General features: G+C 50.2%; 11 protein-coding genes and 5 tRNA genes. 2 read left to right on the top strand and 14 right to left on the bottom strand.

From position 1 onward, the window contains the following. Positions 1–81: 81 nt before the first annotated feature. The 11 genes from CFI03_RS27210 to CFI03_RS27160 all read right to left on the bottom strand — a co-directional run bounded on the left by CFI03_RS27210 (position 82) and on the right by CFI03_RS27160 (position 8,297). Positions 82–1,563, bottom strand: a complete 1,482-nt coding sequence (locus CFI03_RS27210; protein ID WP_248761637.1) for a copper amine oxidase N-terminal domain-containing protein — start codon at positions 1,561–1,563, stop codon at positions 82–84. A 202-nt stretch (positions 1,564–1,765) separates the two neighbouring features. Beyond that, a complete protein-coding gene (locus tag CFI03_RS27205) occupies positions 1,766–3,247 on the bottom strand; it encodes a copper amine oxidase N-terminal domain-containing protein (protein ID WP_248761635.1) in 1,482 nt (493 codons plus the stop codon). Positions 3,248–3,508: 261 nt separating this feature from the next. Further along, positions 3,509–4,639, bottom strand: a complete 1,131-nt coding sequence (locus CFI03_RS27200; RefSeq protein ID WP_248761633.1) for a TolB family protein — start codon at positions 4,637–4,639, stop codon at positions 3,509–3,511. A gap of 150 nt (positions 4,640–4,789) precedes the next feature. After that, entirely contained in the window at positions 4,790–6,322 is a 1,533-nt protein-coding gene (locus tag CFI03_RS27195; protein ID WP_248761625.1) for a HAMP domain-containing sensor histidine kinase, read from the bottom strand. Beyond that, complete coding sequence (locus CFI03_RS27190; RefSeq protein WP_127495641.1) at positions 6,319–7,011, bottom strand: response regulator transcription factor; 693 nt, start codon at positions 7,009–7,011, stop codon at positions 6,319–6,321. Before CFI03_RS27190 ends, CFI03_RS27195 begins: the two co-directional genes overlap by 4 nt. A 175-nt stretch (positions 7,012–7,186) precedes the next feature. Then, positions 7,187–7,272: transfer RNA gene (locus tag CFI03_RS27185), tRNA-Leu, on the bottom strand. A gap of 49 nt (positions 7,273–7,321) precedes the next feature. Next, positions 7,322–7,397: transfer RNA gene (locus CFI03_RS27180), tRNA-Lys, on the bottom strand. A 45-nt stretch (positions 7,398–7,442) separates the two neighbouring features. Continuing rightward, positions 7,443–7,517 (bottom strand) — tRNA-Glu (locus CFI03_RS27175). 60 nt (positions 7,518–7,577) lie between these two features. Beyond that, positions 7,578–7,668, bottom strand: a tRNA-Ser gene (locus CFI03_RS27170). Position 7,669: 1 nt separating this feature from the next. Further along, positions 7,670–7,745, bottom strand: a tRNA-Asn gene (locus tag CFI03_RS27165). A gap of 90 nt (positions 7,746–7,835) precedes the next feature. Continuing rightward, complete coding sequence (locus CFI03_RS27160) at positions 7,836–8,297, bottom strand: SprT family protein (RefSeq protein ID WP_248762454.1); 462 nt, start codon at positions 8,295–8,297, stop codon at positions 7,836–7,838. 108 nt (positions 8,298–8,405) lie between these two features. Between CFI03_RS27160 and CFI03_RS27155 the strand changes: the two genes are divergently transcribed. Further along, positions 8,406–8,756 carry a hydrolase/acyltransferase gene (locus CFI03_RS27155; RefSeq protein ID WP_248761617.1) on the top strand — a complete coding sequence of 117 codons (351 nt, stop codon included), beginning with the start codon at positions 8,406–8,408 and terminating at the stop codon, positions 8,754–8,756. 77 nt (positions 8,757–8,833) lie between these two features. Beyond that, on the top strand, positions 8,834–8,986 hold the full coding sequence (gene cmpA / locus CFI03_RS27150) for a cortex morphogenetic protein CmpA (RefSeq protein WP_015846520.1): 153 nt from the start codon (positions 8,834–8,836) through the stop codon (positions 8,984–8,986). A 57-nt stretch (positions 8,987–9,043) separates the two neighbouring features. Here the strand turns inward: cmpA and CFI03_RS27145 are convergent, their stop codons facing one another. The 3 genes from CFI03_RS27145 to CFI03_RS27135 form a co-directional block, all read right to left on the bottom strand. Continuing rightward, complete coding sequence (locus CFI03_RS27145; protein WP_248761614.1) at positions 9,044–9,688, bottom strand: nitroreductase family protein; 645 nt, start codon at positions 9,686–9,688, stop codon at positions 9,044–9,046. A 257-nt stretch (positions 9,689–9,945) separates the two neighbouring features. After that, positions 9,946–10,446, bottom strand: coding sequence for an Rrf2 family transcriptional regulator (locus CFI03_RS27140; protein WP_248761611.1), 501 nt, complete (start codon positions 10,444–10,446; stop codon positions 9,946–9,948). Between the two features lie 76 nt (positions 10,447–10,522). Then, positions 10,523–12,760, bottom strand: a complete 2,238-nt coding sequence (locus CFI03_RS27135) for a Tex family protein (RefSeq protein WP_283094705.1) — start codon at positions 12,758–12,760, stop codon at positions 10,523–10,525. Positions 12,761–12,823: the final 63 nt, after the last annotated feature.

The raw sequence follows: 12,823 nt of genomic DNA, 5'->3' as shown, positions 1-12,823 counted from the left end.
AAACATTCTCGGACAGGGAATCAAAATAAAAAACTCCCCGAGCACCCAACGAAGGCCGCACGGGGAGTTTACGAATGGTGCTTATTTCAATTTCGCTACGCCTGTTGCGATCTGCTCGATTTGAGCCTTAGAAAGGCTGTTATCCGCAGAGCTGACGGTAACGTAACGGTCGTCGATTTGGAAGCTCAGCATAGCGGTTTTGCTTGGCGTGAACCATTTTGCTTTTACCCCGTTTGGCAGCGTTACGGCTGTGCTGTCGTAACCAACCGAGTATTCGCGCGGCGAAATTTGAACGTTCATGTGCTTGAACAAGAAGTTAACGGAATCTCCGCCGGCAACCTTTTGGAAAGCATCGTTTTTGGTCATCAGTGTTGGAGCGTATGCCGTTTCAAAGCCGTCGAACTTCGCAAACTCGTCTTTAATCGCGTTTGTTTGAGCTGCCGTATACGTTACTTTTGCCAGATCGGATTGGGCAGCGCCTACTTTTGTAACGTTAACGGCTACTTTTTCCAAGCGTGCATGAGTCAGATTAGCGTTTGGCGAGCTCAACGTAACGTAACGGTCATCTACTTTTAGCGTTAGCATGTCTGTACCATTTACCGTGTACCATTTCGCTTTTGCACCGTTAGACAGCGTTACATTCGTACCGTCGTATTTGAAGGAGTAGTCACGCGGCGACACGTTTACCGTCATATTTTCGAAAATGATGTTTACGCCGTCCTCGGTTGCTGCGGTTTTCTTCAGAACATCGCCTTTAACCATCATTTGCGGGGCATAAGCGGCTTCGAAGCCGTCAAAGCCGGCAAAAGCTTTTTTGAGCTCATCAAGCTGCACTGCCGTATACAAAACCTTTACCAGATCGGATTGAGCAACGCCTACCTTCGTTACGCTTGCCGCCGCTTTTTCTACCTGGGATTTGTTCAGCTTCCCGTTAGGCGAGCTGACCGTCACGTAACGGTCGTCTACTTTTACGGTCAGCATGTCTTTGCCGCTTACTTTGTACCATTTAGCTGTCGCGCCGTTAGACAGTGTTACGTTTGTGCCGTCGTAGTCATGCGAGTAATCGCGCGGCGAGACGTTAACAGCCATATTGGTGAAGAGCAGGTTTACGCCATCGCTTTTCGCCGATACCTTTTGCAGCGCATCGCCTTTAATCATCATTTGAGGAGCGTATGCCTCTTCGAAGCCGTCAAAGCCGGCAAATGCTTTTACGATCTGATCAAGCTGGGCAGCCGTGTAGTTCGTCAGTACCCATTGATCGGTTGTGCTTGTGCCGATGTAGATGGTGTTTGTTTTGTTGTCGTATTGGATTGGCGTATTCAATGCGTTGGACAATGCGCGAACCGGCAAATAAGTCGTGTCATGATACGTGATTGGCGAAAGCTTATTGCCGTTTTCATCCTTAGGAATATATGTGCTGCCATTGATTTTAAAGCCGATTCCGTGGTTCAGGAACGCGCTGATTTTCTCCATGTTTGTTCCGGCGAACGCACCGGCTGCTCCCGATACCGTCATGCCTGCGATCATCATCGTTGCGACTGTTCTTTTCATGCTTTTGTTCATTTTTATAATCTCCTTTAAGGTTGAATTTGTTTTTTGTTTGAAGCTCTTTACAGACTTCAGTATAGATTCGCGTTATCTCGAAACCGTTTCGAGCTTGTAACGAAGCTGTAAACCTTTTTGTCCAAGCCTTACCGTTATTTTTGGGGACAAAAAAACTCCCCGCACAGCTGGGAAGCCGCGCGGGGAGTGCAGAAAGAAAAGCTTATTTCAGTTTCGCTACGCCTGTTGCGATTTGCTCGATTTGAGCCTTAGTCAGGCTGTTATCCGCCGAGCTGATTGTCACGTAGCGGTCGTCGATTTGGAAGCTCAGCATAGCGGTGCCGCTTGGTGCAAACCATTTCGCTTTTACGCCGTTTGCCAGTGTTACCGCCGTGCTGTCATAACCGTACGAATAGTCGCGCGGCGAGATTTGAACGTTCATGTGTTTGAACCAGAAGATGACGGAATCACCGCTCGCTACTTTTTGGAACGCGTCGTCTTTCGCCATTTTTGTTGGGGCATAAGCCGCCGTGAAGCCGTCGAATTTGGCAAATTCGTCTTTAATGGCTTTAATTTGAGCCTCCGTATACGTTACGGTTGCCAGATCGGTTTGGGCAGCGCCAACTTTAGCTACGCTAACCGCTACTTTTTCCGCTTGCGCTTTGGTCAGCGTTTTGTCCGGCGAGCTAACCGTTACGTAACGGTCATCTACTTTCACGGTCAGCATGTCCGTGCCGTTTACGTTGTACCATTTCGCTTTCGCTCCGTTAGACAGCGTTACGTTCGTGCCGTCGTATTCGAAGGAGTAATCGCGCGGCGATACGTTTACCGTCATGTTTTTGAAGAGAAGGTTTACGCCGTCAGCGGTAGCTGCCGTTTTTTGCAGCGCATCGCCTTTAACCGTTACTTGCGGCGCGTATGCCGCTTCGAATCCGTCAAAGTTGGCAAACGCTTTTTTCATTTCATCCAGTTGAGCGGCCGTGTACGTTACGGCGGCCATATCGGATTGCACGGCGCCAACGCTAGTTACGGTAGCTGCTACTTTTTCCGCTTGCGCTTTGCTCAAGGCTTTGCTTGGCGAGCTAACCGTTACGTAACGGTCATCTACTTTTACGGTAAGCATGTCAGTCCCGTTTACGTTGTACCATTTTGCCTTAGCGCCATTGGACAGCGTTACGTTTGTTCCGTCGTATTCGAAGGAGTAATCGCGCGGCGATACGTTTACCGTCATATTCTTGAAGGTAAGGTTTACGCCGTCAGCCGTTGCCGCTACTTTTTGCAGAGCGTCGCCTTTAATCAGGATTTGCGGAGCGTAAGCCGTTTCGAACCCTTCAAAGCCGGCGAATGCTTTTTTAATCTCGTCGAGCTGTGCTGCGGAATAATTGGCCAGTACCCATTGATCCGTAGTGCTTGTACCGATATAGATCGTATTGGTTTTGCTGTCGTACTGGATTGGCGTGTTCAGTGCGTTCGAAAGCGCGCGAACCGGAAGGTAAGTCGTGTCATGATAAGTAATTGGCGCAAGCGTTTTGCCGTTCTCGTCTTTCGGAATATACGTGCTGCCGTTGATTTTAAACCCGATGCTGTGGTTCAGGAACGCGCTGATTTTTTCCATGTTTGTGCCAGCGTATACGCCGGCTGCTCCGGATACCGTCATGCCCGCGATCATCATGGTTGCGACCGTTCTTTTCACGTTTTTGTTCATTTTAATGATCTCCTTTGAAGTATAATTTGTTTTTTTATTTCCGAACTTCTAACCTTTTTTCTCTGTCTTTTTATAACCTGTTTTATTTTGTTTGAAGCTCCTTACTGACTTCAGTATAGAACGTTGATATCTCCAAAAAATTTCGGGCTTGTAACGAACCTGTAAACAATTTTCATCCGCTCTCTCCTTCATAACCTTTCATCCAAGCAAATGGGCACAAAAAAATCCGGATCGCCTGATCCGGATTGCTCATGGATATTCTCATTGAAAATCAATAATGTGCGTCACGGGCATGCTTTCCTTATCGGCGACCGTCACGCCAAGCCGCGTACCCGAAGGATTCCAGCTTAACGGATATTGCGGAAAATAGCTTGGGCCAATCGGCGAAACCTTGCCGGTTGCCGAGTCGAAAATATAAACGCCGTTCATTCCGCTCTGATTCTCGGTATACAGCGCAGCCGCCAGCTTCGAGGAATCAGGAGACCAAGCGATATACGGAATCAAATCTCCTTTTGCTATGGAGAGCCCTTCCGCGCTTCCGTTCGAGTCGAAAATACGGAGCTCGCTGCCCGCCTTCCCGGCTTGCTTCTGGATTTCCACCGCAAGATGCTTGCCATCCGGCGATACCTGGAATGTTATCGCATGTTTGACCAGTTCGGTTGGCTTCGGATTATCGGGCGTAAATTGTTTCAAAGTCTGAATGTTATCCGTATAATAAATACGACCTTGACCAACTCCAAAATTGGTAAAATATTGATCACCCATTGCCGGATCCTCAAGCTTTAGCAATGTCACCGTTCCATCCACCGTTATTTGACGGATATCGCCAAGCCCGCTCATCGAGCCCGCGGCTAGAACATACGTCGTATCGTTCAGCCAGCCGCCGTTCTCCAAGTAATTGCTGCCCTTGATTTCAGTCATCGTCCCGGTGCTGATTTCCTTGATAAAATTGCGTGCCGTATACTTATCCTTCCACTGCTGAATGAATACATACTTGCCGTCGGGAGACGGCTGTTCCTTCTGGATTGATTGAATGTTCTTCACCGGTTCTTCGGCCGATTTCTGCTCGTTGTTGCTTAAATCAACGCTTGCGGTATGGTATTCAAATTTTGCTTCTTCCGTAGCCGTAGCCTGTTTGACAAGCTTGGTGTACATGAGCTGAACCAGATCGTCGGACAGCCATTTATCCATGCTTGCACCCTCAAAGCGATGAATCCGCTCTACCATAACTTCCTGGGTTGGTTTCTTCTCTGGGTTTTTGACAACCGTTAATTCCCCATGTTTATTTGAATTATTGCTGTTATTCGATGGATTACCGCTTTGAACAGAGGAACACGCAGCAAGTGCGGCTGCGAGCGACAACACGGCGCCTATTTTCATGATCTGTTTCATCGTTATCCCCCCGGATATTTACCAATTTCCATAAGTATAGAAGGCCTCTATGTCGAAAACATATCTGAATTGTATCCAAGTTGTAACAACTTTTTATTAGAATGCCCAATTTAAAAAACAGCCCGGACCATGCAATGTCCAGGCTTGTTTTTACTCTTCTCGCGGCTCTAATTCTATGGCTGCCGGCTCACCAGGCAGAGAGATGACGAATCGGGATCCGTTAGGTCCTGATTCGGCCAGCTTGACGGTGCCGTGCTGCTTCTCGGCCAAGCTCCTTACCAAAGCTAAGCCTAGCCCTGTACCGCCGGTTTCCCGGGACCGGTCGTCGCTAACGGTAAAGAACGGGTCGAAGATCCGGTTCTGAACCTCTTCCGGTATGCCGATACCGCTGTCCACGACCTCGATTATGACACGCCGCTCGCCGGAGGCTTCCGTTTCGGAATGATTGGCAAGCCGAACCCATCCGCCGGGGCGATTATATTTTATCGCGTTGCTGAGCAAATTCGTAACCATATGCATGAGGTTATCCTGATCCGCCCATACGAGATCATCCTTTAACTCGGAAGAAAGCGAGATCTTTTGTTTTTCCGCCTTCATCTGCAGACGGCTTAGCGCCTCCTCGAGCAGCGGCTTCACCTGGAACCGAGAGGCATTGGTCTCGAAATCGTAAATATCCATCGAAGAAAGCTGGAGCGCCTTCTCGATGAGCGCATACAACCGCTCCGCTTCCTTGCTGATCTGGGTACGGGCATTTTGCAGCAAAACCGGGTCATCGCTATACATGCCAAGCAGATCCGAATATGCCAGGATGGAAGTTAATGGCGTTTTCAGCTCGTGGCTGATATTACCGATAAACTGCTTTTGCTGCTGCTCCAGCTCCTGCAGCCGCTTGATTGCCGTGAGCAGCTTCTGCTTCTCTTCGTTTAATTCGTCGACATAAGAAGAGATACTGCCGCTCATGTCATAAATGCCTTCCGCAAGCTCGCCGATCTCATCCCGCCTGCGAACGGGAGGCTTGTCCAGATACCGGCCTTCCCCAATATCCTTGGCTGCCTGATTCAGCTTGCCAAGGATAAAAGCTTGCCTCCAGACGTACAAATAACCAAGCAGGAGACCGGCTGCCAGCACGGCAGCCCCCGTCCCGATAAACAAATCGCGAATATGGCGGTAAAACATTTTCTGATCCTGGAGCGAACCATGAAACTGTACGCTGCCTAGAAATTGATCGGCATTATAAAGCGGTGCCAGATACAACACCTGATTGCCTAGCGTAATATAGGCCTCCTGCCCTTGGGCGGTATGGGCAAGCGCATCCTTCACGTCGGTCACCGGCTGTACCGGCAGCGATGTCCCGGCGAATTGCCCGTCAGCGCTGTACAACGTCACCGCCATGCCGCTTTGTCCGCCAAGATCTACCGCCAAGCTCTGCCCGTTGCGCTCCATAAATTCGTCCGGGGATACCCGCTCACCGGTCAAATACTCCTCGCGTACACGAAGATTCGCCGAATTCGCCAGCTGGGAGAAGCTTTGCTCCATCCTCCTCTGCTGATCCTCGCGGATACCCGCCAGCACAAGCGTGCTTAGCAGCACCACCACGAAAGCGAGCAGCAAAGCGAGAAAAATGGTAATTTTATCCTTTAAGCCAATCCTGAACCTATGCCGGGAACCGGCAGCTCGGGTCATCCGTTTGTCCTCGTGCTTTTATAGCCGATCCCGTAAACCGTTTGTATTAAGCCCTGCCATTCGCCAAGCTTCTTGCGAAGCCTTTGCACGTGAATATCCACGGTACGGGTACCGCCGGCAAAATCCATCTCCCACACCTGCTCAAGCAGCGCTTCCCTGGAATATACCCGGTCCGGATGCTTCGCCAGCAGCGCCAGCAAATCGAATTCCTTTGGCGTAAGGTCGCAGATCTCTCCGTCAACCCTGACCGTGCGGCTTAACAATTCAATCACGATGCCGCCAAGCTCCAATTTGCCCTCTTTATCCGGATCCTGTTCCGGCGCTTCAATCTGGCGCCTTCTGTGAAGAGCTTTCACGCGGGCCACCACTTCCCGGATATCAAACGGCTTGGTCATGTAATCATCGGCGCCAAGCTCGAGCCCAAGTACTTTATCTACGATATCGTTTTTAACGGTAAGCAGCATAATGGCAGGTTTGTTGCCCGCATCCAGCTTCCGGCATACCTCGTAGCCGTTCATTTTGGGCATCATGACATCAAGCACCATAACATCCGGCTTAAAAGCAGCAACCTTTTCAAGCGCCTCCAGCCCGTCACCGGCTGTCTCAACCGTAAATCCTTCACGCTGCAGCGCATAAGCTATCGCGCTGGAGATACTGACTTCATCATCTACGACAAGCACTTTAATCATGCGATTTATCACTCCTCGTTCGGACTTTCCTTATCACCCGGCAAATTCCATTATATATGGCTTATTCTTTTCATTATAGCCGCGCTTGTTCCAAAAGACCAAAAGACAAATCCGAATTCAAAAAGAAAACATAAAAAAATCCCTTACAGATGTAAGGGATTGAACTTTTAAGTTATGGTGCGGTAGAGAGGACTCGAACCTCCACGGGCGTACGCCCACTACCCCCTCAAGATAGCGTGTCTGCCATTCCACCACTACCGCACAATTTAATTTCATTCCCTTCATACCATCACTTCGAGGGAGAAGTAAATGGTGAGCCATGAAGGACTCGAACCTTCGACACCCTGATTAAAAGTCAGGTGCTCTACCAACTGAGCTAATGGCTCTCATGCTGTAAAACGAACTCTCGAGAGCCGCTACATTAAAGGAAATGGTGACCCGTAGGGGATTCGAACCCCTGTTACCTCCGTGAAAGGGAGGTGTCTTAACCCCTTGACCAACGGGCCTTGCTTACTTGTTGTTGCTATCGTCATCTCTCTCGAGCGACTTGTCCACCAAGAAAATTATGGCGGAGAGAGAGGGATTCGAACCCTCGCACCACTTACGCAGTCTAACCCCTTAGCAGAGGGTCCCCTTGAGCCACTTGGGTATCTCTCCATGGCTCCCCGAACAGGACTCGAACCTGTGACAACTCGATTAACAGTCGAGTGCTCTACCAACTGAGCTATCAGGGAATACATTCAAATCACTTGCTTTTCTTTCTCGTTTCAACCGCTTGTTTACCGCGGCGACAAGTAATAATATATCACGGTCATTTCAGAAGGTCAAGCGTTTTTTAAAAAAAGTTTTCCACGACATTTTCCGCATGCATAGCGGGCCGGATCAAGCCTTCTTTTACGCGGATATTCGGTGCCGCAGCTGCGGCAAACAAGCTTGTATTTGTAAGGGGCTGGCGCCTTTGCCGCCCTCTCCGGCAGCGATTTGCAGTAACGGGAACCGCCGACGTAAGCGAGCAATTTTTTGAAATCCTCATCCCTGTGCTGGTACCCTCTCTTCATCATATGAAGATGATAATGGCAAAGCTCATGCTTAATAATTTTTTCGGTTTCTTCTTCGCCAAACGCTTCTAACTGATGAGGACTGATGTCGATGTTATGCGATTTCGTGAAATAACGCCCTCCCGTTGCCTTTAAACGCCCGTTAAAGGTTGCCTGATGGATGAAAGGTCGTCCAAAGCTTTCGAGCGATACGCGCTCAACCCACTGCTGCAGCTGGCTGTCTGTCATTTTCATGGTCATAGTATTCTCCCCCAGTACTTGAATTTTAAAGCGTTCATACGCTACACTGTCAAGTAGAAATCATTATAGATGGCCTACGAGGGGAGTATTTTCACCATGCCTACAATGCGTTACGTCCTTATGAACGGCAGCAGCCCAATTTTCTTTGTCGAGATGCCGGAAACCCATGCTTACCAGCTCAGCGCGCTGAACCTGCGCCTTCATAAAGAGATTGACAAGCTTACCGCCGACCACGTGCCTCAGCTGCCGTACGCGGTCGCGGAATGCGACAATGTCGAGCTGCATGACAGCTCGATCCGGATCGTCTCCGGTCTGGACTACATTAATGAGCTGGAACGCGATTTCGCAGCCGTTAAGGAATCGGCTTACCCGCTGATTGCCCTGCTCACCGAGATTCGCGCCCTGCAAGCCCAGCTTGAACAATGGTACGAGGATGAAGAAGTCTAAAAATGGACCTGCACGGACATTCGCCCTTCTCCATACTGTAGTAGTACATCAGGTATGGCCGGAAGGAGAAGATACGAATGCCGCAATGGCTTTGCAATCAAATGATGCGCGCTTTTCAGAAGAAGGACCTTAGGCAGATTAAACTGCTGAATGAATGCTGGTATTTCTATCGGAGCAAGCAAACAACAAAAAACGAAGACGAAAGCCGTCCCGAAATAACTCTTCATTAAAGTCTTAACAAAAAAACTCCCGCCAGCTTGCTGCTGCGGGAGTTTTTGCGTCCGGAATTATTTTACGCTGTTCCAGAACGTGATATCGTCGAGCGGAAGACGTACGGTTGGACGGCCTTCCTCTTTTGCTTTGCCGATCGGCAGAACAAGAAGCGGCAGGTAACGGTCCGGAATTTCGAAGAAAGCTTTCAGCTTATCGCGGTCGTAACCGCCCATCGGTACAGTGTCATACCCTTTGGATTTAGCCGCAAGCATAATTTGCATCGATACAAGACCGGCGTCAAAAGCAACGATCTCCGTCACGCGCTCCTTAGGAATGGAAGGGAACAGGTTTGTGTAATGATCCGTAAAGCGCTGGGCAATCTCTTCCGTCATGTAGCCGGCTTTAACTGCCGCTCCGTTGATTTCGCCAAGCTTGGTGTAGAACTCCAGATCTCCAAGAATGACTACAACGGCCGATGCGTCTACAACCTGTTGCTGGTTGTTCGCGATTGGGAGCAATTGATCTTTCAGCGCTTGGTCCGTGATTACCAGGAAACGCCAGGATTGCGTATTTGCCGAAGACGGTGCTTTAGTTGCGAGCTCGAGAATTTCTTTGATTTCTTCATCCGAGATTTTGAACGATGAATCATAATGACGAACAGAACGACGGGATGTCAGAACTTCCGTAAAATCCTTGCCAACTTGTGTTTCGATAGCCATTTGTTGGTTCCCTCCAATAATTAAATGATCTGTGTGCCAGATTGCTCAGTTAAAATCAAAAAAAGGCATAATAGAATGACGACTGTGAGAAATAAACCACAGATTAAACTGCGAATAATTTTACACAGTTACAAATAAGCTTATGGGCCTTTTATGCTGTAAGTACGCTCGCATCTGTAACAGTTTTGATAACAGTATAAAATCGAGACGGCGGAAAGTCAACTGGGATAGTGTGACTATTTTTTCCGCCGTCCATTTTAACTATTCAAATCCATTCGCTTGAGCGTGCAAATCCTCTCGGAGAGCTGAGCAATCGTAACCTGCCGCAGCACTTCCAGCGTCCTTCGTTCCACTTCGTCGGTTATTTCCATAAAAGCGACCCGCATCTCCTGACCGAAATCATGGATGCCGGTTGTATCCAGCATTCCGCTGCATAACGGCTCCCCTACGCGCAGAGCCAAATAAACATCGGCAAGCGTGATGGTCTCCGGGGCACGCTTCAATCGGTAACCGCCGTCGCGGCCTTCCCTTGTCTCAAGCAGCTGTTCCCTGGCGAGCTTGGCCAGTACGCGCCGCAGCATCGTGGCTTCCGACTTCATATGTCCCGCAAGCTCCGCGCTGGTACAAGCATTGGGTTTGCGGGATAACACAACAAGCGCCTGCAGGGACAAGCCAAACCATTTATGATTCGGAGCGCTGCTGCACCGTTCTTTTTCCGTTTGAATGGAATGGTTATCGGGCTGAATAATGATGTTCATCCTCTCCTTCCTTAGTAGGATCTTAGAGGCACATCTGTATTATAGAGTCCAAAATATGAAGTCAGCAAGCCCGAAATTATGCCTGCTTGCGCATGGTAAGGGACACCCGACCTTTTTTCAAATCAACGCCAAGCACCCATACGGTGACATTGTCGCCCACGGATACGACATCCATCGGATGCTTCACGAATTTATCGCTCATCTGCGAAATATGGACAAGGCCGTCGTTCTTGATGCCAATATCGATAAAGGCGCCAAAGTCGATTACGTTCCGTACGGTTCCTTGCAGCTCCATTCCCGGTGTCAAATCTTCGATATTGAGAACATCGGTATGGAAGATCGGCGGCGGCAGCTCCTCGCGCGGGTCACGCCCCGGACGGAGCAGGCTGTCGATGATATCCTTCAAGGTTGGCACTCCTACGCCAAGCGAAGGCGCAATGGCTGCGGGATCGATTCCCGACAGCTTCTCCTTCAGCTCCTCCGTGCCAAGCTGATTCTGCTTGAGGCCAAGCTCGGCAAACAGCTTGCCGACAACATCGTAGGATTCCGGGTGAATCGGCGTGCTGTCCAGCGGATTCGCCGCTTCCGGAATACGCAGGAAGCCGATGCATTGCTCGTATGATTTGGCTCCAAGCCGCGGCACCTTCTGCAATTGGCCGCGTTTTGCGAACCTGCCGTTCTCCTCGCGGTACTTCACGATATTTTTCGCAATCGTTGCATTAATGCCCGCAACGTAAGAAAGCAGCGACGCGGATGCTGTGTTTACGTCTACGCCGACATGGTTAACGGCAGATTCAACAACGCCGCCAAGGCTTTCGTCGAGCCGCTTCTGGCTGACGTCATGCTGGTATTGCCCAACGCCAATCGCTTTGGGCTCAATCTTTACAAGCTCGGCGAGCGGATCCTGCAGACGACGTGCAATCGACACCGCGCTGCGCTCGGCTACGTCGAGATCCGGGAACTCCTCCGCCGCTAGCTTGGAAGCGGAATAAACGCTTGCACCGGCCTCGCTTACGATAATATATTTCAGCTCGCCTTGTCCCGCTGCCTTGCGTTTGCCGATTAAGCCGGCAATAAACTGCTCCGTCTCGCGGGAAGCCGTCCCGTTGCCGATAACGATAAGCGATACGCCGTAACGGTCAATCTGACCGTTAATGATTTTTTCCGCTTCCGCGACCTTATTATTGGGAGGAGTCGGATAAGTGACGGCTACTTCCATCAGCTTGCCCGTATCGTCAATAACAGCGAGCTTGCAGCCTGTCCGGTATGCCGGGTCAACGCCCAATACCACATTGCCGCGCACAGGGGGCTGAAGCAGCAGGTTCCGCAGATTTTCCGAGAAGATGGAGATCGCATGCTCCTCCGCTTTCTCCGTCAGCTCGCCGCGTACTTCACGCTCGATCGAAGGGGAAATGAGCCGTTTGTAAGCATCCTCAATAACAGCTGCCAATACATCGCGCACGGCGGGCGCCGTCTGCTGGCGAAGCACTTTGCGCTGAATAAACTCATGAATCCGTTCCGCGGAAAGTTCGAACGAAACGCGAAGAATATCTTCCCGCTCCCCGCGATTGATTGCCAAGACGCGGTGCGGCGGCAGCTTGCGGACCGGCTCCTGATAACTGTAATACATCTCATAGACGGATTCGGCATCCGCGTTTTTCGCTTCGGTCTTAAGCAGCGCCTGGTCAAAGGTATGCTTCCGCACCCAGGAACGGATTGCTGCATCATCCGCGATATTTTCCGCCAGGATATCCATTGCGCCTTGAAGTGCATCTTCTGCCGACGCTACGCCTTTGTCTTCATTCACATATTTAGCCGCCTCGACAAGCGGTTCGCCCTGGCGGGGCTGAGCCCACAGCCACAAGGCAAGCGGCTCTAACCCGCGTTCCTTCGCTACGCTGGCGCGCGTCTTGCGCTTCTGCCGGTAAGGACGGTACAGATCCTCGACTTCCTGCAGCTTGCCCGACCCTTCGATCGAGCGGCGAAGCTCATCGGTCAGCTTGCCCTGCTCGTCAATCAGACGGATTACTTCGCGTTTGCGGTCTTCCAGATTGCGCATATATTGCAGCCGTTCTTCAATCGCCCGGAGATCATTCTCGTCAAGCTCGCCGGTCATCTCTTTCCGGTATCGCGCGATAAACGGAATCGTATTGCCTTCATCCAGCAGAGCCACGGCCGACTTCACTTTCGTAATCGGAATCGACAGCTGCGATGCCATGCTTTTTATAATTTGTTCATTCTCGGCAGCAACCTGCTCGGGTGTCCGTTTGCCTGTTGCTTCCTCTTCCACTTGCTTTACTTTAGTATCTGCCAAACAACTGCACCGTCCCTTCAAACTTTTCATTTACAAAAAGGCCATAACTATATTGTCTCAGAT

It is taken from the genome of Paenibacillus sp. ATY16, assembly GCF_003399985.2.
GTDB lineage: Bacteria > Bacillota > Bacilli > Paenibacillales > Paenibacillaceae > Pristimantibacillus > Pristimantibacillus glycanilyticus.
Note: the sequence above shows the minus strand (reverse complement) of the source record. Positions and strands in the feature narration are given on the sequence as shown.

Coding starts and splice junctions, on each gene's coding strand:
- cmpA (WP_015846520.1), top strand. CDS start 8,834: ATGCCGCAATGGCTTTGCAATCAAATGATGCGCGCTTTTCAGAAGAAG.
- CFI03_RS27200 (WP_248761633.1), bottom strand. CDS start 4,639: ATGAAACAGATCATGAAAATAGGCGCCGTGTTGTCGCTCGCAGCCGCA.
- CFI03_RS27195 (WP_248761625.1), bottom strand. CDS start 6,322: ATGACCCGAGCTGCCGGTTCCCGGCATAGGTTCAGGATTGGCTTAAAG.
- CFI03_RS27190 (WP_127495641.1), bottom strand. CDS start 7,011: ATGATTAAAGTGCTTGTCGTAGATGATGAAGTCAGTATCTCCAGCGCG.
- CFI03_RS27145 (WP_248761614.1), bottom strand. CDS start 9,688: ATGGCTATCGAAACACAAGTTGGCAAGGATTTTACGGAAGTTCTGACA.
- CFI03_RS27140 (WP_248761611.1), bottom strand. CDS start 10,446: ATGAACATCATTATTCAGCCCGATAACCATTCCATTCAAACGGAAAAA.
- CFI03_RS27155 (WP_248761617.1), top strand. CDS start 8,406: ATGCCTACAATGCGTTACGTCCTTATGAACGGCAGCAGCCCAATTTTC.
- CFI03_RS27205 (WP_248761635.1), bottom strand. CDS start 3,247: ATGAACAAAAACGTGAAAAGAACGGTCGCAACCATGATGATCGCGGGC.
- CFI03_RS27160 (WP_248762454.1), bottom strand. CDS start 8,297: ATGACAGACAGCCAGCTGCAGCAGTGGGTTGAGCGCGTATCGCTCGAA.
- CFI03_RS27210 (WP_248761637.1), bottom strand. CDS start 1,563: ATGAACAAAAGCATGAAAAGAACAGTCGCAACGATGATGATCGCAGGC.